19 protein-coding genes, 1 tRNA gene and 1 pseudogene are annotated in these 25,015 nt (G+C 59.0%); 11 read left to right on the plus strand and 10 right to left on the minus strand.

Annotated elements, in window-relative coordinates:
• The first annotated feature begins 26 nt into the window (after nt 1-26).
• Together EGX79_01410 and topA are read left to right on the plus strand one after the other, a co-directional pair.
• Complete coding sequence (locus tag EGX79_01410; protein ID AYX80960.1) at nt 27-230, plus strand: cold-shock protein; 204 nt, start codon at nt 27-29, stop codon at nt 228-230.
• Nucleotides 231-894: 664 nt separating this feature from the next.
• On the plus strand, nt 895-3,855 hold the full coding sequence (topA, locus tag EGX79_01415; GenBank protein AYX80961.1) for a type I DNA topoisomerase: 2,961 nt from the start codon (nt 895-897) through the stop codon (nt 3,853-3,855).
• 3 nt (nt 3,856-3,858) lie between these two features.
• Here topA and EGX79_01420 read toward each other — a convergent pair whose 3' ends face one another.
• Complete coding sequence (locus tag EGX79_01420; GenBank protein AYX80962.1) at nt 3,859-5,136, minus strand: DUF418 domain-containing protein; 1,278 nt, start codon at nt 5,134-5,136, stop codon at nt 3,859-3,861.
• 253 nt (nt 5,137-5,389) lie between these two features.
• On the opposite strand from EGX79_01420, the gene EGX79_01425 reads away from it, so the two are divergent.
• Entirely contained in the window at nt 5,390-5,980 is a 591-nt protein-coding gene (locus EGX79_01425) for a hypothetical protein (protein AYX80963.1), read from the plus strand.
• On the plus strand, nt 5,981-6,184 hold the full coding sequence (locus EGX79_01430) for a helix-turn-helix domain-containing protein (protein AYX80964.1): 204 nt from the start codon (nt 5,981-5,983) through the stop codon (nt 6,182-6,184).
• A gap of 49 nt (nt 6,185-6,233) precedes the next feature.
• Here the strand turns inward: EGX79_01430 and EGX79_01435 are convergent, their stop codons facing one another.
• On the minus strand, nt 6,234-7,718 hold the full coding sequence (locus EGX79_01435; protein AYX80965.1) for an adenylate/guanylate cyclase domain-containing protein: 1,485 nt from the start codon (nt 7,716-7,718) through the stop codon (nt 6,234-6,236).
• 124 nt (nt 7,719-7,842) lie between these two features.
• Here EGX79_01435 and EGX79_01440 point away from each other — a divergent pair, with 124 nt between their 5' ends.
• The 3 genes from EGX79_01440 to EGX79_01450 all read left to right on the plus strand — a co-directional run bounded on the left by EGX79_01440 (nt 7,843) and on the right by EGX79_01450 (nt 10,838).
• Nucleotides 7,843-9,216, plus strand: a complete 1,374-nt coding sequence (locus EGX79_01440; protein ID AYX80966.1) for a DNA polymerase III subunit delta' — start codon at nt 7,843-7,845, stop codon at nt 9,214-9,216.
• Between the two features lie 134 nt (nt 9,217-9,350).
• A tRNA-Thr gene (locus EGX79_01445) sits at nt 9,351-9,423 on the plus strand.
• A gap of 164 nt (nt 9,424-9,587) precedes the next feature.
• Nucleotides 9,588-10,838, plus strand: coding sequence for an IS1249 family transposase (locus EGX79_01450; protein AYX82670.1), 1,251 nt, complete (start codon nt 9,588-9,590; stop codon nt 10,836-10,838).
• Between the two features lie 125 nt (nt 10,839-10,963).
• On the opposite strand, the pseudogene EGX79_01455 reads toward EGX79_01450, so the two are convergent.
• Nucleotides 10,964-11,755 (minus strand): annotated as a pseudogene (locus EGX79_01455) (ABC transporter permease).
• 164 nt (nt 11,756-11,919) lie between these two features.
• Here EGX79_01455 and EGX79_01460 point away from each other — a divergent pair.
• Together EGX79_01460 and EGX79_01465 are read left to right on the plus strand one after the other, a co-directional pair.
• Complete coding sequence (locus tag EGX79_01460; protein AYX80967.1) at nt 11,920-12,519, plus strand: TetR/AcrR family transcriptional regulator; 600 nt, start codon at nt 11,920-11,922, stop codon at nt 12,517-12,519.
• A gap of 218 nt (nt 12,520-12,737) precedes the next feature.
• A complete protein-coding gene (locus EGX79_01465) occupies nt 12,738-13,652 on the plus strand; it encodes an N-acetylmuramoyl-L-alanine amidase (protein ID AYX80968.1) in 915 nt (304 codons plus the stop codon).
• Nucleotides 13,653-13,733: 81 nt separating this feature from the next.
• Here EGX79_01465 and EGX79_01470 read toward each other — a convergent pair whose 3' ends face one another.
• Together EGX79_01470 and EGX79_01475 are read right to left on the minus strand one after the other, a co-directional pair.
• Nucleotides 13,734-15,785 (minus strand): acyl-CoA oxidase, encoded by a 2,052-nt coding sequence (locus EGX79_01470; GenBank protein ID AYX80969.1) that lies wholly within the window; start codon nt 15,783-15,785, stop codon nt 13,734-13,736.
• A gap of 213 nt (nt 15,786-15,998) precedes the next feature.
• Nucleotides 15,999-17,342, minus strand: a complete 1,344-nt coding sequence (locus tag EGX79_01475) for an MFS transporter (GenBank protein ID AYX80970.1) — start codon at nt 17,340-17,342, stop codon at nt 15,999-16,001.
• A 750-nt stretch (nt 17,343-18,092) separates the two neighbouring features.
• Here EGX79_01475 and EGX79_01480 point away from each other — a divergent pair.
• Both EGX79_01480 and EGX79_01485 read left to right on the plus strand, forming a co-directional pair.
• Entirely contained in the window at nt 18,093-19,382 is a 1,290-nt protein-coding gene (locus tag EGX79_01480; GenBank protein ID AYX80971.1) for an MFS transporter, read from the plus strand.
• Between the two features lie 93 nt (nt 19,383-19,475).
• Nucleotides 19,476-20,477, plus strand: coding sequence for an NAD-dependent epimerase/dehydratase family protein (locus tag EGX79_01485; protein ID AYX80972.1), 1,002 nt, complete (start codon nt 19,476-19,478; stop codon nt 20,475-20,477).
• Nucleotides 20,478-20,538: 61 nt separating this feature from the next.
• Here EGX79_01485 and EGX79_01490 read toward each other — a convergent pair whose 3' ends face one another.
• From EGX79_01490 to EGX79_01510, 5 genes are all read right to left on the minus strand, one after another.
• Nucleotides 20,539-21,534: a disulfide bond formation protein DsbA gene (locus EGX79_01490; protein AYX80973.1), complete on the minus strand. Its 996-nt coding sequence runs from the start codon at nt 21,532-21,534 to the stop codon at nt 20,539-20,541.
• Between the two features lie 49 nt (nt 21,535-21,583).
• Entirely contained in the window at nt 21,584-22,006 is a 423-nt protein-coding gene (locus EGX79_01495; protein ID AYX80974.1) for a DUF2304 domain-containing protein, read from the minus strand.
• Nucleotides 22,003-22,695 carry a glycosyltransferase family 2 protein gene (locus EGX79_01500; protein ID AYX82671.1) on the minus strand — a complete coding sequence of 231 codons (693 nt, stop codon included), beginning with the start codon at nt 22,693-22,695 and terminating at the stop codon, nt 22,003-22,005. The genes EGX79_01495 and EGX79_01500 overlap by 4 nt, the downstream gene beginning before the upstream one ends.
• 23 nt (nt 22,696-22,718) lie before the next feature.
• Nucleotides 22,719-23,540: a glycosyltransferase gene (locus EGX79_01505; protein AYX80975.1), complete on the minus strand. Its 822-nt coding sequence runs from the start codon at nt 23,538-23,540 to the stop codon at nt 22,719-22,721.
• A gap of 74 nt (nt 23,541-23,614) precedes the next feature.
• A complete protein-coding gene (locus tag EGX79_01510; GenBank protein ID AYX80976.1) occupies nt 23,615-25,000 on the minus strand; it encodes a hypothetical protein in 1,386 nt (461 codons plus the stop codon).
• Nucleotides 25,001-25,015 lie beyond the last annotated feature (15 nt).

Consider the following 25,015-nt stretch of genomic DNA (forward strand, 5'->3'; position numbering starts at 1 on the left):
GAATCCTGAAGTTGGGAAGTTTTGTAATGGCACAGGGTACTGTGAAGTGGTTCAACTCGGAGAAGGGCTTCGGGTTTATCGCCCCAGCTGACGGTGGCAACGACGTGTTCGTTCACTACTCCGAGATTCAGGGCACTGGTTTCAAGACGCTGGAAGAGAACCAGGCAGTCGAGTTCGAGATTGGTGAGGGCCAGAAGGGGCCGCAGGCTCTGGACGTGAAGCCTCTGTAAGGTAGCCATTTCCGGGTTGAACTGGGCTATTGTCTGGTTTGGCGCGCGGAATTTTTGGCTTTTCAAGGTCCATGTTGTGTTCATAGGGTGAGCCTTGATTCTCCCACGTGGAAAGTAATTTCTGCGTGGGATTTTTGCATTTCTGGGGGGGGAAGGTGCGCGACAATCGCGGGGTAACAGGCAAAAAGTGTGTCCGCTCAGCGTTCCGACTGGCGCGTGGGCGGGTGGGCGCTTTTTGCTTCTTACCTCAATGCACGTTACTGACTGTGTTTATGGCTGGTGGCGTTGGATTGATGCGAGTTACTGACTACGTTTATGACAAAAACGGCCCGAAAAATGGCTTGAAAGTGTCATAAACTCATACAGTTTCACATTTGCAGCCCCTTCAGTCACACCCAAAATCCGCCCGATACTTGAGGAATCCACGCGACAAACTAGATTGTGTGTACGGTATTCCTTATATTCTTCATATTCTTTCCAGATAATCTTCCGGAGAGAACGCGGCCGGGAACTGATTTGCACTGATCGGAACCGGTTGGAACCGATTGCGGGCTTCTCACAGCTGAAGCCCAGCCAGAGTCCGGCCAAGAACCCCCAAGATTTAAACGAAAACAAGAACCTAGACAGTCAAAAACATTCAACGTTGCAGGATAGAAAAACTTCTATGGCGAATTCAGACGGCCTCAAGCGCCTTGTAATTGTCGAGTCGGCGACGAAAGCTCGCAAGATTCAGCCGTATCTCGGCGATGATTACATCGTGGAGGCGTCGGTGGGTCACATTCGCGACTTGCCCCGTGGCGCAGCCGACGTTCCGGCTCGTTACAAGAAGGAGCCCTGGGCTCGTCTGGGTGTGAACGTCGACAACGGATTCGCTCCGTTGTATGTCGTCAGCGCTGATAAGAAGAAGAAAGTCGCCGACCTGAAGGCCAAGCTCAAGGAAGTCGACGAGCTCTATCTCGCAACTGACCCCGACCGTGAGGGCGAGGCTATTGCCTGGCACTTGCTGGAGGTTCTGAAGCCCAAGGTGCCGGTGCGTCGCATGGTGTTCCATGAGATCACCAAGCAGGCCATCTTGGAAGCCGCCGCCAACACCCGTGAGCTGGACCAGAACCTGGTCGACGCCCAGGAAGGTCGCCGTATCCTCGACCGTCTCTACGGCTACGAGGTCTCCCCGGTGCTGTGGAAGAAGGTCATGCCGCGCCTGTCGGCAGGCCGTGTGCAGTCGGTGGCAACGCGTGTCATCGTCGAGCGTGAGCGCGAGCGCATGGCGTTTATCTCCGCTGAGTACTGGGATGTCGCCGCCACTCTGGACACCGGCTCGACTTCTGCTGACGCCAACCAGCCGAAGGAATTCGTTGCAACCCTGACCAGCGTTGATGGTCAGCGCGTAGCGCAGGGCCGAGACTTCGATGACCGTGGCCAGCTGAAGAAGTCCGATGGCATCCGGGTCGTCGATAAGCAGCTCGCCGAAACCCTGGCGGCGGACCTCGTGGGCTCTGAGCTCAAGGTCGCGTCGGTGGAGGAGAAGCCGTACACGCGCCGTCCGTACCCGCCGTTCATGACTTCTACGCTGCAGCAGGAGGCGGGCCGCAAGCTGCATTACACCTCTGAGCGCACGATGCGTGTGGCGCAGCGTCTGTACGAAAACGGTCACATTACCTACATGCGTACCGACTCCACGACGCTGTCCAAGGCCGGTATCGATGCCGCGCGTAAGCAGGCGCTGGAGCTCTACGGCTCGGAGTACGTCGCCGATGCGCCGCGCCAATATTCGCGCAAGGTGAAGAACTCGCAGGAAGCGCACGAGGCAATCCGTCCGGCTGGCGAGACATTCGCAACGCCGGGGCAGCTGGCGGGATCGCTGGATGCCGAGGAATTCAAGCTCTACGAACTGATTTGGCAGCGCACCGTCGCCTCTCAGATGGCCGACGCACGCGGCACGTCCATGAAGGTCACCATCGCCGGCGCCACCGACACGCACGCCGTCGAGTTCGCCTCCACTGGACGCACGATTCGCTTCCCGGGCTTCCTCAAGGCATACGTCGAGGTCTCCGCGCTTTCCGACGGCCGCAAGGTCGCCGACAACGCCGAGAAGCGTCTGCCACAGTTGACGGAAGGCCAGGGCCTGACGGCCACGGACTTCAGTGCCGACAGCCACTCCACCAACCCGCCTGCGCGCTTCACCGAGGCCAGCTTGGTGAAGAAGATGGAGGACCTGGGAATTGGTCGTCCGTCGACATACGCGTCGATTATCAAGACCATTCAGGATCGCGGCTACGTCTACTCCCGCGGCAACGCTCTGGTGCCCTCGTGGGTGGCCTTTGCCGTGGTGGGGCTGATGGAGGAAGCGTTCTCCGATCTGGTCAACTACGACTTCACCTCCGAGCTGGAGGATGAGCTCGACGGCATTGCTGCGGGCAATAAGGATCGCACGACCTGGCTGACCGGTTTCTACTTCGGCGATGACAAGGATCACCGCCACAAGGGAGCCGACGCCATTGCGACCCATGGTGGCCTGAAGAACATCATCGACGTGAACTTGGAATCGATTGATGCTCGGAAGGTCAATTCGCTCCACCTTCTCGACGATGCCGAGGGTAACCCAATCATCGTTCGCGTTGGCCGCTATGGGCCGTACCTGGAGCGCACGCGCCCGGGTGCCGGTGAAAACGGTGCCGACGAGGTGCAGCGCGCCAACATCCCGGAGGCCATGACTCCGGACGAGCTGGATCTGGCCGCCGCCGAGAAGCTGCTGGCCATGCCGCAGGGTGGCCGTGAACTGGGCATTAACCCGGCCAATGGTCGCATGATTGTTGCTCGCGATGGCCGCTACGGTCCCTACGTCACCGAGCTGGTCACCGATGAAGAGCGCGAAGGTGTCGTAGCCAAGGCTGAGGAGATCATCGCAGCTGAGCGCGCCGAAGAGGACGCTCAGCGCGCTGCCGAGGGCAAGCGAAAGAAGAACTGGGAAACCAAGACCGCTGCCAAGCAGAAGGAAAAGCGCACCGCGGAAATTATCGAGGAAACTCTGAAGCCGAAGACGGCCTCGCTGTTTTCCTCCATGGAGCCGTCGACTGTCACGCTGGAAGAGGCTCTGAAGCTGATGAGCCTGCCGCGCGAGGTCGGTGTCGACCCGGTCGATAACGAGGTTATTACTGCTCAGAATGGCCGTTACGGTCCGTACCTGAAGAAGGGCACGGACTCGCGTTCACTGGCTAACGAAGAGCAGATTTTCACCGTGACATTGGACGAGGCGCGTCGTATCTACGCTGAGCCGAAGCGCCGCGGTCGCGCTGCTGCGAAGCCGCCGCTGAAGCAGCTGGGCGACAACGATGTCTCCGGTCGCCCGATGTCGGTGAAGGATGGCCGATTCGGTCCGTACGTCACCGATGGTGTCACCAATGCTTCGTTGCGCAAGGGGGATACGCCTGAGACTCTGACCGATGCCCGCGCCTGCGAGCTGCTGTCTGAGCGCCGCGCGAAGGAAGCCGCCGATGGTGGCACTAAGAAGGCTGCGAAGAAGTCGACTCGCAAGACCACGAAGAAGGCTGCGAAGAAGACCACCAGGAAGGCAGTCAAGCGCACCACCAAGCGAGTGGTGAAGGCGACCCGCCGGGGCAAGTAGGGCTTAAGGGGCCGCCGCGCCCGCCGCGCTCGGCGTACCCGGCGCACCCGGCGCATCCTGCGGAGCAGGCTTGGGGCCGCCGACCCCGGCCAACTCTGCCCGCATCGTCGGCCCGTACGACAGCCGGCGATGCACCTTCTCAAACGGACCCTGCATGCCGCGACGCTCCATCGCCCACGCGGCCAACAACGTCACCAGCCAGACACCAATAGCGATGAGTGTTTGCACAAATGCACCCATGTCGCGCGGGATGTTCAGAGTAAACGGGTACACCAGCACAAAGAAGATCACCGACTGCATCAGGTAGCCCGTCATCGAACGCTTACCGAGTGCCACAATCGGCACCAGCCAACCAGGTACAGCGGCGCCCTCGTTCAGGCGTCGTTGGAGCGGCTGCAGTGCTAACGCCAGCCCGGCTAGGATGCCAGGACCGGCGAACACTCCGGCAAAGTTATTAATTACCAAGAAGGCCATGTGCTGTCCGGCTGGAAGAACTCCAATCGCTGCCAACCCCATAGGGATGCCGACACCGAAAGCCACGACCACAGCCACCACGAGCCACCGAATAAGCAGGGGGCGGTGCGCGTCAACGTCGTCAAGCACGCCCTTGCGAGCCCACACGAAGCCAATCATCATCACCGGCAGGTAGAGGAACAGCTGCAGCGGCAGGGTAGTGATGCTCATTGTCAGGACCTCGAGATTCGCGCCGAGCATATCCAGGTAACTCGTTTCAATCGCGCCGCCGTTGACGAACTCGCTCATGTCGGAGCCGGAGAGCCCGGTGTCGGGCATCGCAATTGTGAATACCAAAAACAGCAGGCTCACTGCAGCGTTGATCGTCAGCGCAATCCACGCGAGAATCGTCAGCACCTTGTTGCTGAGGCCCATAAGCAGCCCCAGGATGATGCCGCAGATGCCGTAGAGAAACATGATGTCGCCAAAGAACAGAAACAGCATGTGCGCGATGCCGAACAGCCCCAGGAACGCATAACGCTTTACGACGACCACCCGCGCCCGCGAGATTGGAAAGTTCCTCCTGGCCAAACTGCGGACGATGAGTCCCACACCGAAGCCGAGCAGCGTTGCGAACATCGGCAGCCCGCGGTTATGCGCGGTCACTGCGGTAAACAGCACGGTGGCCTTGTCGGCGATGCTGTCGCTTATGACGCCGCCGAAGAATGCTGCGGGCAGTTCGGGATCTGCAACCAGCCAGGCGGTGGCAATGTTCGCGATCGCGATGCCGAGGAGGGCGAATCCGCGCGCAGCATCGGGGACGAGCATGCGGGGTCTGGGGTCGGTGTTAGAACTGGGTCGGTTGTCAGTCATTCCTCCAACGTAAAGGAACTGCGGGTGGGTGCGCAGGTTGGCGGCGGACGGCGATTGTTGCAGGAGCCTTGCGGCATATCGAAAAGCGATATAGTATCGAAAATCGATACATCGAATAACGATGTGTTGGGGTTTGGCTGCAGCTCCAAGCGCCCCGCAGAATAATCTCACTAACCGCGCCAATTACGGTGCAGTAAGGAAGTTAGCTATGGTATCTCCACAGACCAAGAAGCCAAATGACCCGTATGTCAATCAAACTAAGGAGCGCCGGGATGTAATCGTGAGCCTTTTTGCCGGAGTGTTTGCACTGGTTTACATTTTGCTCCAGCTCCGTCATCCGGTTCTTCATCAGCAGTTCCCCAGTGATCTGACCCTGCTTTTGCCCGAAGTGCTGGGAAGTGGCAAAGGGGTTCCTATCGAGGTTATGAGTGGTGGAGTCCTCTCCTTGTTTATTGCTGCGACTGTTGTTCGATGCGCTATCGTCGCCGCGATTGCCGTGCTCTGCGTGTTGTTCTCACTCTCGTACCTGAAGGGCGAGTTTTTTACAGTTAAGACTGCGCGACGAGTTATGGCTATCTCCTGGCTGGTAGCGATGTATCCGGCAAGTAGTTTCCTACAGCATATGGGTGAAAACTGGGTCGCAAGTGGCCTGAATCTGAGCGCGTGGTACCAGCGTGATCATGCCGATTTCAATGAGCACCTGGGAATATGGTTTGTGCTTATGATAGTCATCTCCACTCTCGGAGTTATGTTGTTCCGAGCTGCGCGAATGCAGGAAGATCAGGAAGGACTCATTTAAATGGCGAAGGTTGTGTGCCACTTAGATGAGCTGCTTGAAAGCCGCGGAATGACGTTGGCAGCCCTTTCCGAACAGGTCGGGGTCACTCCGGTCAACCTCTCAGTGCTGAAAAACAACAGGGCGAAGGCCGTGCGATTCACGACGCTCACTATGTTGTGCGAAGCTTTGGACTGCCAGCCAGGAGATTTATTCTCGGTGGAGTAAGTGTGTTCGCCGTCTGAGAAGTCTAGGGGTACTGGGCGCCCAACGAGCCCTAAGCTTCGTCGGCAAGCGTCGGGCGCACCGGGCGCGCAAGCTGCGTCATGTGCGTACGGCCGCGCAGCTCCACGGACTTCAGGGTGGTCCAGCGAGCCTGCTCGTCCTCGTTGGCCAGGCGAATGGTGGAAGCTGTGGCGAGCACGCGGCCCGGGGTGTCCTTGGCCAGCTCGGTCAGACGGGCAGCCTGGTTAACCGCGTCACCAATAACCGTGTATTCAAAACGGTCGCGGGCACCGATGTGGCCGGCAACGACGTGCCCGGCGGAGACGCCGATACCCGCGGTGAGCTGGAGGTCGAGCAGTTCCTCGCGCAGTTCACGGGCGGCTGTGAGGGCGTGCCCAGCAGTGTCATCGAGGGGCAGGGGAGCGCCGAAGACAGCCAGAGCCGCGTCACCCTGGAACTTGTTGATAATGCCCTTATTGCGGTGCACACAGTCAACAACGTGGTCGAAGAAGGCATTGAGCTCACGGACAACGACTTCTGGCGAGTTCTTCTCCGCGAAGTTGGTCGAACCAATCACGTCCACAAACAGCACCGCGACGAGGCGATTCTCGCCGCCCAAAGTCGGCTTTTCTTCCAGAGCCTTACGGGCGACCTCAGACCCGACATAGCGGCCGAAGAGGTCACGGACCCGCTGACGCTCCTGCAGGCCACGCATCATTTCATTGAAACCCGCCTGGAGAACGCCCATCTCGGAGCCGTCGTAAATAGGCACGCGCGTATCCACCTGGCCCTGGCGGACCTTGTTAATCGCACCCGTGAGATCACGAATCGGGTCGACGATGGACATAGTGGCCAACATCGTGCCGAAATAGCCGGTAATCAGAGCCAGAATTGCCAGCGCGGTGATGGTGGGCAGCAAATCTGCCGCGTCATCTGTGAATAGACCACGGCGCTGACCTATCAGCACAAGCAGGATTGCTACCACTGGAACACCGCTGGTCAACACCCACGTCTGGCGCAGGCGGTGACCAATCGGTGGCTCCAGCGAAGAATCCGGGGCCCTACGCGCCAGCGCCTCCACAGCAACCGGACGCACCATGCGCTCCGCAATTAGATAGGTCAACAGTGCCACCATGGCGCCACCGAGCACCGAGGTGAGCAGCACCATCAGGCCAATCTTGCTGTCATAGGCGAACGCGACTCCACTGAAGACAATCACGCCCAGAGACCAGATGACGGTACCCAAGAGTGCCTGATAGACAGGCACGCGCATGACCAGATATCGTACCCGCCGCGGATCGTGCATATCCGGATGACGCTGCCATTTCAACAACGGCTTGAACAGGATCCAAGTAGTGCCGATTCCCGCAATAATTGCCAGAACCAGGTAACCAGCCAGGGCATAGATGACCCCATTAGCCAACCGCGGCAGGTGAGTTTCTTGGTTCAGTGGCAACAGCATGCCGAGGAACAAGCCGACAATCATGGCTCCGACAAGGTTGCAGACGAAGATAAATGAGGCATAAGCAGGCCACATTGTCCCGCTTAGCCATTTCAGATTTCGCCAGAGCCGTTGCATGATTACTACCTTAGTGGCAACCCCGGATTGCAGGGAGTAGTTACCTCACAAGAGTCTCGTGGGGCGCGCTAGAGTTGTGGCCATGACAGAGCCGATGACAGAGCGCAGCGTGTTTTCTCGTATGCCCGAAACCGGTGGGGTTCGCCAGCGGCTGCAGGCTGCTGTGCGCGCTGCGCATTATCGCTTTGCCAACGGTCAACCGCTGGCAGGCGATGGGGTGGAGGTTTCGCCGGAAGGTGGGGACGCGGGGTCGTCGTTAAGCGATGTGCCACGCGACTCGGACATGACGCACGCCTGGCTGTTCACGGGACCTGCGGGGTCGGGGCGGTCGGTGACGGCGACGGCGTTTGCGGCGGCGCTGCTGTGCACGCGGCATGACAACCCCGGATGTGGCGAGTGCGAGGGCTGCCGGACGGCGCTGGCGGGAACGCATGGCGATATCAAGATTGTGCGCCCGGAGGGCACCATCATTTCCGTGGCGACGGTGAGGGACGAGCTGCGGCCCTGGGCCTACAAGATGCCCACAACGGCGGATTGTCGCGTGCTGATCATCGAAGATGCCGACCGTCTCAACGAATCCGCCTCAAATGCGCTGCTCAAGGTGGTGGAAGAACCGCCGCTGCGCACCGTCATCATCATGTGCGCACCAACGACGAACGCGGAGGATTTCTCCGTTACGCTCCGTTCGCGCTGCCGCCACGTCTATGTGCCGACGCCGCATATCGACGACGTTACAAACCTCCTGCGCGCAGAGCGGCCAGAGCTTACCGACGAGCAAGCGGTCTGGGCCGCGACGGTGTCCAACGGTCACATTGGGCGTGCGCGTGGCTTTGTCTCCGATGAGGGCTCGCGTGCCTGGCGGGGCAAGGCCCTGGATTTCGTAGAGGCCGTGTTCGACCCGGCGAAGTCGTATTTGGCGGCGCGAGAGTTAGCCAACGAAGTGGCTGGCGAGGTGAAGCGGCGGATGGAGCCGCTAGAGGCTGAGGAGCTGGAGAATCTCGAGCGCTCGTTGGGTGTAGGTGCGTCTGGCAAGGGTGCGCAGGCGGCGCTGCGCGGCTCTAAGGGCGTGATCAAGGAGCTGGAGGATAATCAGAAGCGGCGGCGCAGGCGCGCGGAGTCAGATCTGATCGACCTGTCGTTGACCGACATTATGGGGCTTTACCGTGACGCCCTGGTGCTGGCGTTTGGGGCGGAACGTGGTGGTGAGACTGCTTCGGGGGATTCGGGCTTTGGTGCTGGTTCTGAGTTTGGCGATGGCGCGGTCTACCTCATAAATCCAGACCGTCGTCGGACAGCCACGGAGCTAGCCCGACGCCTTCCGCCGGAGGCGATATTGGCCTCCATCGATGCTGTCACCGAGGTGCGCGGCATGCTCGTGACTGCAGTGAAGTTGACGGTCTTGATGGATGAATTGATGGCTAAATTGCAGATCGCGGGGCAGGTTGGTCGTAGGTAAGCCGGTAGCCGCGCCTAATGCAGCGGACTGCAGGCCCCATTTTGGTAGCGATGGGGGCAGTACAGTAGTATTACCGCTTGTACATTTTGTGCAGGGTTATTTCTGCTTGCTTGAAAGCTCGGCGCAATGTGCGTGCCGCCTTAGCTCAGTCGGTAGAGCGTCTCACTCGTAATGAGAAGGTCGCGAGTTCGATTCTCGCAGGCGGCTCGGTTTGAAACGGGATCCTTTAAAAAGGGTCCCGTTTTTTTATTTTTTGGATCGGTCAAACAGGGTTAAGTGACAAAAAGTGTGTCTGATTTTCAGCCTATTTGCTGGTCAGGCCGCATAAAACGGGCTTATATAAGGTTCCAGACCTTATTCAGGCCCGTTTCTTGCTCAATCCACCGGAATGGCTCCTGCATGTGGTAACAGGGGCCTGGTTGTCTTTCTGGGTGACTCCAAACAGACCCCGATGCCCTATATGCGCTGGGCAAATGAAGAAAAACGGCACCACAACCAAAGGGACAACCAGGTGGCGATGCAAAAACCCTGACTGCGGATGCTCAACAACACGACACCGCCCCGATCAGACCCACACCCGGGATTTCAAAGCGTTTCACACCTACGTCACCGGCACTGCTTCTTTAACCAAGGTGGCCGACACCTTGAATGTCTCCCGGCGCACACTCGACCGCCGGTTCACCTCATTGTGGCTTATCGATGTCCCTAACACCCCCGATCCCAACCGGGTCTACGACCAAATCTTCATCGACGGCACCTACACCGACGCTGGCTGCTTACTTGTGGCAGCCAGCCACGACCACGTCATCGCATGGCACTGGACACAACGCGAAACCGCCCACGCCTACACCCAACTACTCAAAAACATCGCCCCACCACTATGCGTTGTCCTCGACGGTGGCCAAGGCGCCTACTCAGCAATCAAAACCTGCTGGCCAACCACCCGCATCCAACGCTGCCTTGTCCATGCCCAACGCGTGGTCCGTCGCTACACCACCAGCCGTCCACGCACCGACGCAGGCAAAGCTATCTACGCCCTGGCGTTGAAACTGACCCGTATCACCACACTCGACCAGGCACGGGAGTGGACGCTGCGCCTGCATGACTTCGGACAGGTATTCAAAGCATTCCTCAACGAAAAAACACCCCTCCCCAAAGAACGCCGCACCCTCAACAACCAGTGGGAATGGACCCACCTGCGAGTTCGCAAGGCATACAACTCACTGCTGCACCTATCGCGCAATAACTGGCTGTTTACCTACCTGCAGCCACCACCAGAAGCACTCGAACCACAGCGCTGGGCATCAACAACCAACAGTCTGGAAGGCGGCGTCAACGCCCAGCTCAAACGCATCGCCGACGCGCATCGCGGCAGGTCCGGGGAGCGCCAACGCAAAATGCTCGAGTGGTACCTGCACTCGAAAACGCAGCTGCCTGACGACCCGCTAAAGATCGCCAGGCAGTGCAATTACGGACAAGATCAACTCGCCAAAGTCAACGATCTTGTCCCAGAAGACCACAACAAAGCCGACCACGAAACAGGACGACCAGCCTTCTACGACAACGCTATCCCAACCGAATACCAACACAACATAGGAATCCGGAAAGGGCCCATGAGATAAAAAGGGCCCACCCGGCGACACACCGAGCGGACACACTTTTTGTCACTTAACCCGTCAAACATGAGGAGAGCGAATCCGGCGGCAATCCAGAGGATGAGAACCCACCAGGCTGCCACAGCGCCGTTGCCATCGAAGAATGACAGGGACCTGACCAGGTGTCCGGTCGCCCCAATGGGCATCCACTGGCCAAGAGTGGACCAACCGGCTGGAAGCAGCCATGGGCCAGTGGATAGTCCAGATAGCGGGTTCGCTAGGAAAATCGTCAAAATGGCGCCAATGCCTACACCCGGAGTGCCGATAATGGCTGCGAGCCCAGCGGTAAGCATTGAGGTAGCCAGGATTCCCAGAGAAATAGCCAGCCATTCCATGCCGAAGCTGCCCGAAAGCGTGCCGTAGACAGAGTGGAGCATCCACGTTGCCACGAGGGCTCCGAAGACTGCGATGCCAGCGAGGACACCCAATTTCGTCCACTTCTTACCTCGGAAGAGGAAGGTGGCTATAACTGCCGAGATGATACCGCCGAAAGCCAGCGGCAAGCCGAGGAGCGCGACACCGGAAGCTTGTGGGTCATCCTGTGTGGTTGGAGCCAAATCCTCCCGCTCTACAGGGATGTTTTGAGACTCGAGGGTCGTCGCAATGCCGTCGATAAGCTGCGAGTAAGGTGCGCCGTTGCCTGAAGCGGTGTAGGCGGTAGCGCCCGTCGGGGAGATGACGATGCCGCCAACAGTTTCGCGATTGAGGATTGACTCGCGTACGGCGTCAGGGGTGTCCATCACCTGGATATCAGGAGCATCGTCGCCAGCTTTGTGTTCGATGGCTTGGGTGATTTGTTCGGATATTGGGGCGGGGGCAGTCAGCGCAATGGGGACATCGTTCGGGCCGGAGGCAAATGTCGGTGCCAGGAACGCGAAGAGCATGAGCCCGATGACGAGCGGAATACCGAAGATCACGGCTACTGCTTTGGGGGCGGGTGAGGCTTTTTCGTCTCAGTCGTAGCTGTTGACATGGCCTATCTCCTAACTGGAGCAGAGTGTTTCACTTACAAAGTGGAGCATAGTGTTCCGTTTGTTAGGATGCAAGTGTGAGACAAGATGCAGTGATGAACAGTGATGCCATCGTGGAAGCAGCGCGAAAACTCTTGATAGAGCAAGGAGCCGGTGTATCCATGCGTGCGATTGCCAGGGAGGCCGGTGTCGGTTTAGCTACGGCAAGCAGGCACTTTCCCAGCAGGATTGAGCTTCTCGGCGCAGTCAGTGCTCGTGTTGCAGCTGATATCGACAGGGTTACTGAGGCAGCCGTAGCTCAGTTTGACGACGATCCGGACGGCGCTTGGCACGAAGCAGTCCACGCGATCGCGAAATTAAGTGTTGCGGCACTTGCCCAGGCATTATTCAGCGATCTCAATACCAGTTTGGGGAGCGAGGCGAAAAAGATTGATGGCATTATCGAAAAGCGAATGACGGAGTTGCGTCAGAGCTATACGCGACTGCTGGATAAGGCAAAAGCAGCTGGGCTATGCCCGGAGGACGTTGCACCGCTTGATTTCCACCTTGGGCTCGCTGTGGTGTCGCGTCCCCTTCCTAACTCTGCAGCGGTCGAGCAGTACTTTCCCGGTGTGCAAGAAAAGCTTGTGGACTTAATGCTTACGGGTTTGGCAGCACAGGCGAAGGGGAATCACTAAACCCCTCGGTGATAAGTCCTGAAAAATCCTGCACACGTCCCGACGTGCGGTGATTCCCCGAAACGAAGGGGGAGGAAATCTCGGAGCCGGCGACTCTCAATCGAGTGTTTGCTACTGTTACTCAGCACATAGCAGGTACGCGGAAACTAGGAGAACGCACTATGCGGCAGCCCGGACACCAGGGACTAGCAGTGCAGCGATCAGCAAGACGACTAGCTGTGGCTTTGGTGGCTGCGGCAATTTTGCCAGCCGGTCTTGTAGCTTGCACCATCGACACGGAGGCTTCCAAAGCAGGAAGCGCTCAGCAAGCTGCGTCGACAGAAACGCAAACGTCGTTGGCAGCTGAAGAAGAGGCTATGCAGATGCCGAACCCCACTCCGCCGAATGAGGAGTCTGCAATGTCTGATTCTGCTAACCCCGACGCAGTCGCTTCTGGCGATGCACAACAACAGCAAGCTAATCGCGCTACTTCGCGTGCCGACGGCTCCAGCGCTGTAGCCGGCAAGGTCATCTACCTCGACCCGGGACACGCCGGCACCCCACCACCAGCGGACATGATGGTCACTGACGGCCGCGGTGGCCAGAAGCCATGTAATACCTCCGGTACCGCTTCCAATGACGGCTTCCCGGAGCATGAGTTCAATTGGCTGATGGCGCAGGAAATTAAGCAGCTGCTCGAACAGCGCGGTGCTCAGGTGCTGCTCAGCCGCGTCGATGACACCGGTCGTGCAGATTGCATCGATGCCCGTGCAGAGAAGGAAAATGCCTCCAACGCCGATGCCGTGGTGAGCCTTCACGCAGATGGTGCTGGAGAGGGCAACCGCGGATTCCATGTGTCTGCGATTTCGCAGCCGCTCGCCAATAATGACGAGCAGGGATCTACCGCGCTGGCAACCGCGCTGCGCGATGCTTTTGTCGCAGCCGGTTTTGCTCCATCCAACTACCTCGGTAGCCAGGGGCTGAATCCGCGCGCTGACCTCACCGGACTCAACCTATCGACGAAACCAAAGGCACTGGTCGAATACGGCAACATGCGTGATAGCAGCGACATTGCCCTCTTGACCTCCAACGAAGGCCGTCAGCGCTTGGCAGAGGCCACTGTGGCTGGGTTGGAAGGTTTCTTGGCGCAGTAGCCAACCTGCGCATCCAGGCCGTAGCTACCTCACACCAGTCACCGCCACAGCAGCCACCACAGCGGCCAACCGGCCAACACGCTAACTAGCCGGGTTTGCCTTAGCTTTCGGTGTCATCGCGTCGTAAGGCTCCATCATGGGGATATCCAGCATGGTGCTGGGGACACCGAAGGCGTCGACAAGCACCTCAGACCAGGGGCCAAGGGAATCAACAAGATCGGCCAAGCCCGCCCGCGCGCCCTTGGTGCGAGTACCGGTGAGCAGTGACTGCTCCAAGAACCAGCCGGCGTTATCGCAGACCACCGACAGGAAGAACACATCGCGAACCTGCTCGAGCACCTCTTGAGAGCGCTCATCTGTGAGTGTGGATTCAGCTTCAAAGAACGCTTCCAAAATCATGCGATCGATATGCGCCCACGCGCAGGAAATCATGTGGTCCTGGACCTTGTCCACCAGCTTCGCGGCCTTTTCCACAGGCAGTTTCCGCGCCGGGCGCAGCCTGCGAGCAAGGGACTTGAGAAGTCGATTCTCGCGCTCGATGAGCAATTGCATCTGGCTGGCGGGGTCAAAGAGCGAGGACTCATCAGCGTCAGTCAGCGCATCCAAGAGGTTCTGAACGACGGCGTCCGCACCGGTGCGACGGCGCAAAATGCCACTGAAATTGTCGAGGCCGAAGCGCACCATTTCCAGGTTGGAAAAACTCTGTACCTCCCGGGCAAAACCACCCAAAAGTTCCTTGGTGACCAGCTGCAACATCACCACGTTGTCGCCCTCAAAGGTAGTGAATACGTCAGAGTCCTCTTTGAGAATGGTCAACAGGTTCTCCGCCATGTAGCCAGCTCCACCGGTGGCCTCACGCATCTCCTGGATGGCATCGGTGGCATGCGCGGTGTTGGCGACCTTCAATGCGGCGGCATGTGCCTCCGCTTCACGTAGATCGCGAGCCTGCTCCGGGGTTAGATTCGCACGGTCCAGCCCTTCCGCTTCGAGGTCGTGAATCCGCTTGATCAGCAGGTTGGTGGCAAATTGCAGACCGTACGAACGCGCAATGCGGGGGAGTAGTCGGATTCGGTGCTGGCGGTGCTCAATGAGTTTCTTTTCCGGCAGCGAATCGTCGGGAGCAAATTGGCGCCGCAAGTGTGCGTACTTGGTGCCGATGGTCAGTGCGGTGCGGGTTGCCGCACCAGCGGCCGCACCGACTGTCACGCGGCCGCGCACGAGGGCACCGAGCATCGTGAAAAACCGTGCATTGGGGCTGCCAATATCGCTGCTGTACTCGCCAGCGGCCGAGACATCTGCGAAACGGTTAAGCAGGTTCTCCCGCGGCACGCGGTAATGGTCGAACATGAGAGTGCCGTTGTCCACGCCCAAGAGGCCGCCCTTGGTGCCGTGGTCGCCGATAGCAACTCCGTCGACAGGCGAACCATCATCATTGCGGATTCGAGCGACAATGCAGTGCACACCATGGGATTCTTCCTGCCCTGGTGTGTAGAGCTGGCAAAAGACCGCAGCCCAGCGCCCATCGCGCGCGGCATTGCCCAAAAACCACTTCTCAGAGGAAGCCGTAGGGGAATTGAGGATGAATTCTTCCGTCTCGGGGTCGTAGTGCGCCGTGGTCTCGAGTGATTGGACGTCCGAGCCGTGGCCGCGCTCGGTCATCGCAAAGCAGCCGAGAGCCCGCAGCTCAATGAGGTCACGCACCAACTCGCCGTGACGCTCTGTTCCCAGGTTGCTGACAGCGCCGCCGAAAAGGCCCCACTGCACTCCGGACTTCACCATCAACGACAAGTCGGTGTGGCCAAGCATTTCAATCCCGGTGAGAGTGCCACCGGTATCTCCTGTGCCGCCCTGGTCAGTGCGGAAAGCCCCATAGGGCATGCCGGTCTTAAGCACCTTGGACAGTGACTCGGTGGTGTGCTGCCTGGCCTCCTCCACGGTCAGCCCAGAGGCAGGCCGTAGAGACGGATCTTCTAAAAGAGTGCGGACATCAGCGCGCGCCTCGGGGAAATAGCCGTCCAGGGCCTTTTGCAGTGCACCTGCCACTTCCGGTTCAGGACGGGAGGGGAGCGTCTTCGGACCGTCGGTCGAGCGACGGCGGGGGATTCGCGTGGAGCTGGAAGAAGTCTGTGCCATAACCCAACGTTAATGGGATATCTGGGGCTTGTCAGCCGCTTTCGACTGAGAAACTCATGAGGAAATCGGGGCCGCGGGTCGGAAACAAGCTACCGGGATAGAACGAAGGTGGAAACGCAAAAGCCGTCGTCAAGCAAATACTGCGTTGTGCAGTGCTTGACGACGGCTCGCGTAATCAGCCCCTCGGTGGGGCAGATCCCTTAGCTGTGGGAACTAGACGCGCGACTTAACTTCGTCGAGGTTAGTTTCCGGGTGCTCGATCAGGTCTCGGTCTTCGAGACCCTTCGGCAGCAGGAACAGGGCAATCAGTGCCGGGATAGCCATGGCCATCAGGTAGACGGAGATGTAGAACGGGTTGCCGGTGGCGTCCATGATCATCTGGGCAATCATCGGAGCGAATGCGCCACCGAGGACGGCGCCGATGGCGTAAGCGATGGAAGCGCCCGAGTAGCGGACCTCAGCCGGGAACATCTCGGAGTACATGGCTGGCTGCGGGCCGAAGGTCAGGGCCAGTGGCAGGGTGAGAACTGCGACGGTCATGATGTACAGGAACGGACCCTGGTCCAGGATGCTCCACATGACGGCCTCCCAAATCATAATCACGACGTAGCCGATGATGAAGGTCTTAGCGCGGCCGATGCGGTCGGACCAAGCACCGGCGATGAACATGAAGATGGTCCAGCAAATACCAGCGACGAGAGTACCGGTCCATGCGACGGTTGCGGGGTAGCCCAGTGTCTTCTGTGCGTAAGCGCCGAAGAATGCGATCACGAGGTAACCGGTAGCCTGCTGAGCAGCGAAGATCAGAGCACCCTGGATGACCTTGCCCCAGTGGTTGCGGAAGAGCTCCGGCAGCGGAGCGGAACGCTCGGCAGACTCAGTCTGCATAGCCTGGAAGACCGGGGACTCGTCAACGGAACGGCGAATCATGTAACCGATCAGAACCAAGATGAAGGACAGCAGGAACGGCACACGCCAGCCCCAGTCCATGTAGGCTTCCTCGCCGACGATTGCCATAACAATCAGCATGGTGCCGGTCGCGAGGGTCAGACCCAGCGGAACACCGGCCTGCGGGAATGCGCCGTAGAGACCGCGCTTTTCCTTCGGTGCGTACTCCACGGACATCAGGGCTGCACCGCCCCATTCACCGCCAGCGGAAATACCCTGGAAAACACGGAGGAGAACCAGCAGGATAGGTGCGGCGATGCCGATTGATTCATAGGTCGGTAGCAGGCCGATGCAGAAAGTAGCCGCACCCATGCCGATGAGGGTGAAGACCAGAATCATCTTGCGGCCGTAACGGTCACCGATATGGCCAGCGACGATCGCGCCAAGCGGGCGGAAGAGGAAGGAAATACCCAGGGTTGCCCAAGCGAGGACCTGGGCCACCTGTGGATTCGACTGTGCAGCAGGCTCGATGAAGTGCGGAGCAAGCACGATAGCTGCGGCCTGAGCGTAAATCAGGAAGTCATAAAACTCGATGGTCGTACCCACGAGAGTTCCCGTGAGCACCTGACGGCGCTGCTTGGGATCATTCGCGATGATCGAAGTAGTCATAAAAAAACAAGACTTTCTTTACATACCCGTCCGCACGGCCATCGAGGACCTTGGTGATCTCAGCGGTCGCGCAGAAATCGCCCCAGGTTTTTCTCAGCCAGCGTTTGGGGAATGGACAGATTGTTTGACGGTGTCGAATTCTTACACAGCCAGACCGGTAGCGACCAGCGTTTGAACTTCAGCGAGCGGTGACAAAAAGTGAACAACGGGGGTAATGGGGGTCGGTGAATGGCGGTAGATTTCCTTTGTTTGTGACCGATTTATTTATACGCATGCCTGAAAAAGGCGGATTCGGGGGTGTGCAAAGGGGGTGGGTTGGGCACTACTTAACGACGGGTTGTTTCTGGATCGATTTGCGCGACCTGGCGGCCGTCTATGTGCGAGATTGTCTTAAATAGGGGAAATCTGCGTTTTATGGCTGTTCGACTACCCCCACATTGAACTAATTTGTAATTATATATTCAGAAGTTGTGTGAATGGTGTGGCAAAAGTGGCTCAAGATACAGAAGAAGTAACGGAACAATAACGATGTAGTGTCGAAAAGGGCACTGCCCCCGGATGGGGCAGGGAAACAAGGTTGGCAACAAGTCACCCCGAGACGGGGGTGTGGGCCCCAGGTTTCAGGGGCATTTTGGGGCGGTGGTAGCGCCAAGCGCCGAAACCACCCCGACACATCTTTTGTGGTTAGCCCCGTAACTCAATTTCCACCATTGCGCGTAAGGCGCTGGGGACCGTCGTAAAGTAAACGACATGTCTTCTCACGCAGGAACTAACGGCAATGAAAATGAGGTACCTCACGGCAGGGCCAAATCCAATAAGGGCACGCCGCTGTGGTTGCTTGCCGCAATTGCAGTTTTCGCCGTCGCGTGGGGTGGCAACGAATTCACGCCGCTGATGGTGATGTACCGCGAAAATGCCGACCTGGCGCCGGTGTTTATTGACCTTCTATTGCTGGTCTACGCCCTCGGTATCGCGCCGGCACTGCTGATTTCCGGCCCAATCTCGGACCGTATCGGCCGTAAGCCGGTGATGCTCGCCGCGCCGGTTCTCTCGATTCTGGGGTCGACTCTTATTGCGTTGGGCGAGACTACCGCCCCGCTTATTCTCACTGGTCGCTTTATCTCTGGCTTGGCAGTCGGCATTGTCATGGCCGTGGGCGGCTCGTGGGTAAAAGAGCTCTCTGATCCGCGCTTTGACCCCAAGGCCAAGTCAACCTCGGGTGCGAAGCGTCAGTCCATGGCGCTGACCTTGGGCTTTGGTCTGGGTGCGGGAATTGCCGGCACGCTGGCGCAGTTCGCACCGCTGCCGGGGCAGCTGGCTTATATCATCCACATCCTGATTTCTATCCCGACAATCTTCGGTCTGTTGGCCGTGCCGGAGACCCGCCAGTCGCCGCACCTGGGCGGCAGTAATGCTCCGCGCGAGACCCTCTGGGAGTCTCTACGTACCCCATCGGTAACTAACCGTCGCTTCCTGCTCGTCGCCGCGATGGGAGCGCCGTGGGTCTTCGGTGCAGCCGGTGTTGCCTACGCAATCATTCCGTCTCTGCTTCAGGACCACGTCTCCCAGCCAGTGTTCTACTCCGCGATGGTCACACTGTTTGCGCTGCTCTGCGGTTTTGGTATTCAGCAGATTGGTCCCCGCTTTGTGACCGAGCACAACGCCCGCGGTTCGCTAATCGCAATTGGCATTGTGGTTATCGGTATGGGCTTGGCGGCCTGGATGTCCACCAACCCCACCGCAGTGACGGCGTTCATTGCAGCGCTGGTGTTGGGTGCCGGCTACGGTCTGTCCATGTTTACCGGCCTCAACGAGGTACAGCGCATCGCTGGCCCGCGCGATATGGCTGGTCTGACCGGTATCTTCTACTGTCTGACCTACATCGGCTTCGCATTCCCGGCAATTCTGACCAAGCTCTCCGAGTCCATCTCCTGGATGACCTACCCGGTCATGCTCGGTGGCGGTATGGTCATCGCCATCTTGATGGGCTTGGTTATTTTCTTCAATTCCACTGTCAACCTGCCACAGCGCGCTGAGTAATCTCGCATTCCTCGGAAGACTAATCAACCCCGTCAATGTGAGGTTGGCACACGTATAAGCGGTTTTCCTTACTAAGCGCCTATAGTTCTTCCTATGGAGAAGCACAAGAACGAATCACCGGCCACCGCGATGACAGAATCGTCGGCAAGCGCGAAACCGCGCGCGCTGGTGACGGGCGGTGCGGGATTTATCGGTTCGACGCTGGTTGACCGGTTGCTGGCCGAAGGATACGCGGTCACGGCGCTGGACGATCTCTCCCACGGAAAGCTGGAAAACCTCCAGCAGGCATCGCTTAACGACGACTTTGAGTTCATAACCGCCGATGTGCTGGAGGTGGACTGGGACGAGCTGCTCGAGCAAAGCGGCCCGGAGGTTATTTTCCACCTCGCAGCGCAGATTGATGTTCGGATTTCCGTGGCCGACCCGGTGCGAGATGCGACGCTGAACATCATTGGCACAATCAAACTTGCCGATGCGGCCCGAAAGCACGGTGTCCGCAAGGTTGTGTTTACATCTTCGGGCGGTTCCATCTACGGCACGCCGGAGGAGCTTCCGGTGACGGAAAACGTGCCGGTCAATCCGATGAGCCCCTATGCCGCCTCAAAGGCAACGGGCGAACTGTACTTGAATATGTTCCGCAATCTTTACGGGCTCGAATGCTCGCACATCGCGCCGGCGAATGTGTACGGCCCGCGGCAGGATCCGCACGGCGAGGCCGGTGTGGTTGCTATTTTCGCCCAGCGACTGCTGGCGGGAGAGCCAACCAAGGTATTCGGTGACGGAGGAAATACCCGCGACTATGTCTATGTCGACGATGTGGTGGATGCTTTCTACCGCGCATCCGGCGAGGTCGGTGGTGGAATGCGCTTTAATATTGGCACCGGCGTAGAAACCTCGGATCGGCAGCTGCACTCGTTGGTGGCGCAGGCTGCGGATGCCGAGGATAATCCAGAGTTTGCACCGCCGCGCACTGGTGATGTGGCGCGGTCGGCGTTGGATCCCACGCGGGCGCGTGAGGTACTCGGCTGGGAGCCAGCTATGAGTATTCAGGAAGGTGTTGCTCGTACTGTGGAGTACTTCCGGAATCAGGGCTAGCGCAGCTTACGCGGGCGGCTTCGCGCAGTCGTCCGCGTAGGTTAGCCGTGAGTCAGCCAGGTTACTTGCCAGCTTCCTCCGCGCGCTTGGCGTGGATGAGAGCCAGCTCGATATTGTCCTCGAACACGTCGAGAGGCTGTGCGCCCGAGACGAACTGAGTACCAACGAGGAAGCCCGGAGTACCGGAAATGCCCAGCATGGAACCGAACTGGGTGGCATTCTCGACCGCCTCGGTCCACTTGCCGTCCTTAAGCTCCTTTTCAAAGCGCTTCATGTCCGGCACACCGGCCTCACGAGCGACGGCAATCAGTTCCTTTTCAGTGAACTCCGGGTGGCCCTGGCCCTTTTCGCCGGCCTTCTTAAACAGCGCACGGGAGAACTCCCAGAACTTGCCCTGAGCTGCCGCGGCACGGCCGGCCTCAGCGTCCTTGATGGCCTTCTCACCATTGATGGCCATATCGTTCCACTCCAGGCGGACCAGTCCCTCATTGACGTACTTTTCCACGAGGGCAGACTCGGTTTCGTTTGCGAACTTCGCGCAGAACGGGCATTCGAAGTCCGAGTAGATTGAGATTACGACCGGCGCATCCACTGCACCGAGAGCAAAAGGATCATTTTCATTGCGGCGGTGGACATTGTCCATATCCTCCGGGGACTTTAGCTGCGCTCCCGCCTTTGGGCCGTAGATGCTGGCGTCGAAAGAGCCATTCGGGCCAGGTACAGGCGCAATTTCCCCCTTGCCTGGTGCAACGCCCGCCATGTTGACGGTGCTCACGCCGTTGAAGTTAGCCGAACGCGAGCCAGCGAAGAAGCCCGCTGCGCCGACAACGATCAATGCGACGACAGCTAGCGCCCATGCGGCGTTCGGAATCGAGTACCACGACTTGGTTTTTCCATCACTGTCGGCAGACCAGGACTCCAAGTCCTGCTCAGTGGGTACCGGCTGAGAAGCCTGCTGGGGTTCCTGCAGTGTCTCCTGACGTGCTTCATCGGCCGATGGCTGCTGCGAATCGCCGCTATGGTCAGCGGCGATGTTGTCCTTATTTTCTTCGCTCATGGCTTCTATGGAACCACAGCCTCAGATTCACATGCGCTTAGCGTGCCGACTAGTCGGACGGAGCGTTGTTCTCGACGTTTGTCGCGCTGTCTTTTTGGCTGCTGCTCTGGCTGCCCGAAATCACAATTTCTTCTTCCGGACGCACAGCGGTCTTCAAGGCCACTGCACGAGCCAGTCGTGCGTAGCGTAGCTCCTGTTCGCGGAAGCGAATGTAGGACGACACCGTGGTAAACACGAACGCCAACACCAGTACGTAGAGCAGCAAATCGGTGCCCCGGGTCACACCAATCCAGTTGGCCACCACGGTCAGATCGTCGGGACGCACGATTGCCCACAGACACGCGATGACGAAAACGACGAATCCCAGTTTCACGCCCGCCTTGGCGCGCGCTTTACGACGGTTAGCGACGAAGTAAGCGACCAGGCCCACCATCGCCAGCAGCAAAATAATTTGAACGATGGATGCGGTCATGGCAGCCTCTTCGAAATCAGGGAGTCGGCAAGGATATTGACACCGTTGAACAAGGATTGCCCTTTGGACATGGAGTATTCCGTGTAGAGGATATCCACCGGCTGCTCAGCGGTACGCCAACCTCTGTTGTCCATGACCTCGACAAATTCGGAGGCATGGCTCATACCGTTCATGCGCAGGTTCAGTTGCTCTGCCACCGTGCGGTTGAAGGCGCGCAGGCCGTTGTGGGCGTCGGTAAGACCGAGCCGGCGCGTGCGTGGTGACAACATGACCACCGTCTTGAGGACAATTCGCTTAATCAGCGGCACCTGGTCATCTTCGGCGCGAGGGCGGCCGAAACGGGTCCCCACAATGATGTCGATTGGTTCGCTGCGCAGTCGCTGCACCATGGCGACTACGTCCTTGACCTGGTGCTGGCCATCGGCGTCGAAGGTGACAAAGTACTTCGAGCCAGCCTGCGCGCGAGCGTATTCCACGCCGGTCTGGATAGCCGCCCCTTGACCCAAATTGACAGGGTGGTTGACCAGGTGAGCGCCAGCCCTGTGGATCTCCAGGCTGGAGTTATCCGAAGAGCCGTCGTTGACCGCGACAATGTTGGGGAAGGTCTCGCGAGCGTGCTCGAGAACCTCACGAATAACCTGGCCCTCGTTGTAGCACGGCACAATCAGCCAGGTGTCCGAGAAATCCATGTTGTCAGTCATCGCTCCGAAGCCTACCGCACAAACAATCGTCGATACGCGCGTGACATGAGCTGAGTTGGCAAAAGTCGGAAAAGTGTCCGCACCGCCAAGTTAAACACCGCCCGCGGCCTGGAAATCAGCCCCTCAGCTACCAGCGTGCGCTGGAGCTGACGTTCACCGCGGATGATGCCGCGCGAGGTTCGCCGCTCGAACATGCCGTCGGCGCGGAAGTACACCAGCGGCTCGGGCAGATTCTTAAACTTCGCGCCAGCGGCCATGAGGCGCACCCAGAGGTCGTAGTCCTCCATCAGACGGATGTCGCGATACCCGCCGACCTCACGCACCTTCGCCGTGCGCAGCATCGAGGAGGGGTTATTTACAGGCGAATTGATCTTGATATAACGCGCAATTTCGGCGTGCGTCTGCGGCAGAGTCCGCACGCGCACCACATTGTTCGGCGTGCCCTCGAACTCCGCCATTGCACTGCCCAATACATCCAACTCCGGGTCAGCGGTCAGCGTGTCCCACTGCTTTTCAAATCGGTCCGCACGCGCAATATCGTCCGCATCCAGCCGCGCCACCCATGGGGTCTCCACCAGCTGAAGACCCGCCTGCGAAGCCACTCCCGAGCCGCCATTTTCCGCACAACGCAGCACGGTCATCTCCGAATGCGCCTGCTCATGCTTGACGACGACCCGGTCGAGTTCCTGCCCAATCGGGCCATCGATGACCACAATGACGTGCGCGGCCGGACGCGTCTGGTTCCACAGCGACTGCAGCGCAGTATCGAGCTGGTCGGGGACGACGCGGTGGTAGACGGTCATGAGAACCGTGAGGTCAGTGATGGTGGACATGTGAGTCTCGAACCTTGGGAGTTGCAGGGAGATATGGACGGTGCTTTTTGGGACGGCATCGGATGCGGGTGGTGTTATTCCACCGCAAAAGCCTCCGATACGGCTGACCTGGCAGCACGTGGGGAAAGTGTGCGCAGCGCAAGCAGGTGAATGGCAACACCTACTGCAGAGCCTACGGCGATAGCGGCGACCGTGCGTACCGACAGGTGCCCAGGGAGGAAAAGAATGGCAACGGCGATCGTGGTCGCAGCCAACCAACCGATCAGATACATATGGTGCTTCTCCACTGCCAAGGTGACCGAGCCGGTAATCATCAACATGGCGGTCAACGTCGCACCGAGCGTCAGCGCCGCGAGCACCGGCCCGGACACGTGATAGCTATCGTCCAGGATGAGAGTCATGATCCACGGGCCGATGAGCCATGCCAGGCCCGCCCCGAAGGTGCCGAAAGCAGCCAGCGCCCCCAACGGCTTGGCCAGCGCTGCCAGCACGCCCTCGGAGCGATGCCGGACAAAGCTCACAATGATGGCGTTTTGGAACTTCTCCAAGGGCATGAGCAGCGGAGCGCGGGTCAGCGTTACGGCGTAGGCGATTCCCGCAATGGTCACTGCTGCGGTGAAGTTGTTGGCATGCGGCGGGGTAAGTGACTCGGCTATCCCGGCGCCAGTGGTGACCGCTTCGCCGGCAATCTTGACGATTGTCGGAAAACCTGTGACCAGCACAGCAGATGCGCCAGATGCGCCCATGGCCGTGACCATGAGAGTGATGAAGCGGCGCACCGGGACGTCGGCACGCGCGAACATGACCGAGCGGGTTGCCGAGGAAAACAGCGCGAGAATAAGCCAACTGACTGTCCCGAACACCGTAATAATCAGCCAGGCCAGCAGACCCCAGCCGAAGTACCAGGCGACGAGTGCCAGTGCTACGCGCACGAGAATGTCGATCATGATTAGGGCGGCGTAGGGGCCCCACAGCTGGCGGCCGCTGAGCAGACCCGAGGTGGTGGCCTGCATCGAGTACAGAGCAAGGCCAGAGGCCATGAGCAGAATTGCAGTGCCGGCGTCATCCTGCACGACCAGTGGGGCCCACAGCGGACCCGTCACTGCCATGGTGATGAAAGTAACTGCGGCGACGCCCAGCGAAACCGTGATGGGACGAGCGCCGAGAGTTTGACCCGTTTCGGTAGCTGTCTGCTCCTGTTCCTGCTCCGGCTTCTGCTCTGGGGTCTGTTCACGGGGCCGCTCCCGCTTCCGGTTCCGCGCTTCCGCAGCACCAATCGCGCGCGTGGTCTCCTGCATCAACCCGCCGAGAACACCCGTGAGCGCGAAGAACAGTCCCCAAAACGCCACGAACTGCAGGTTTACCGCATTGGGAAGTGCGCGGGCCGAGATAATCAGCACCGCGAAGCTGCCTATCGCCGCGACAATCGTGGCCAGCGACAACCATTTGAAACCGGACATTGACGTGCCTCTAGC

Source organism: Corynebacterium jeikeium (genome assembly GCA_003955985.1).
GTDB classification, from domain to species: domain Bacteria; phylum Actinomycetota; class Actinomycetes; order Mycobacteriales; family Mycobacteriaceae; genus Corynebacterium; species Corynebacterium jeikeium_D.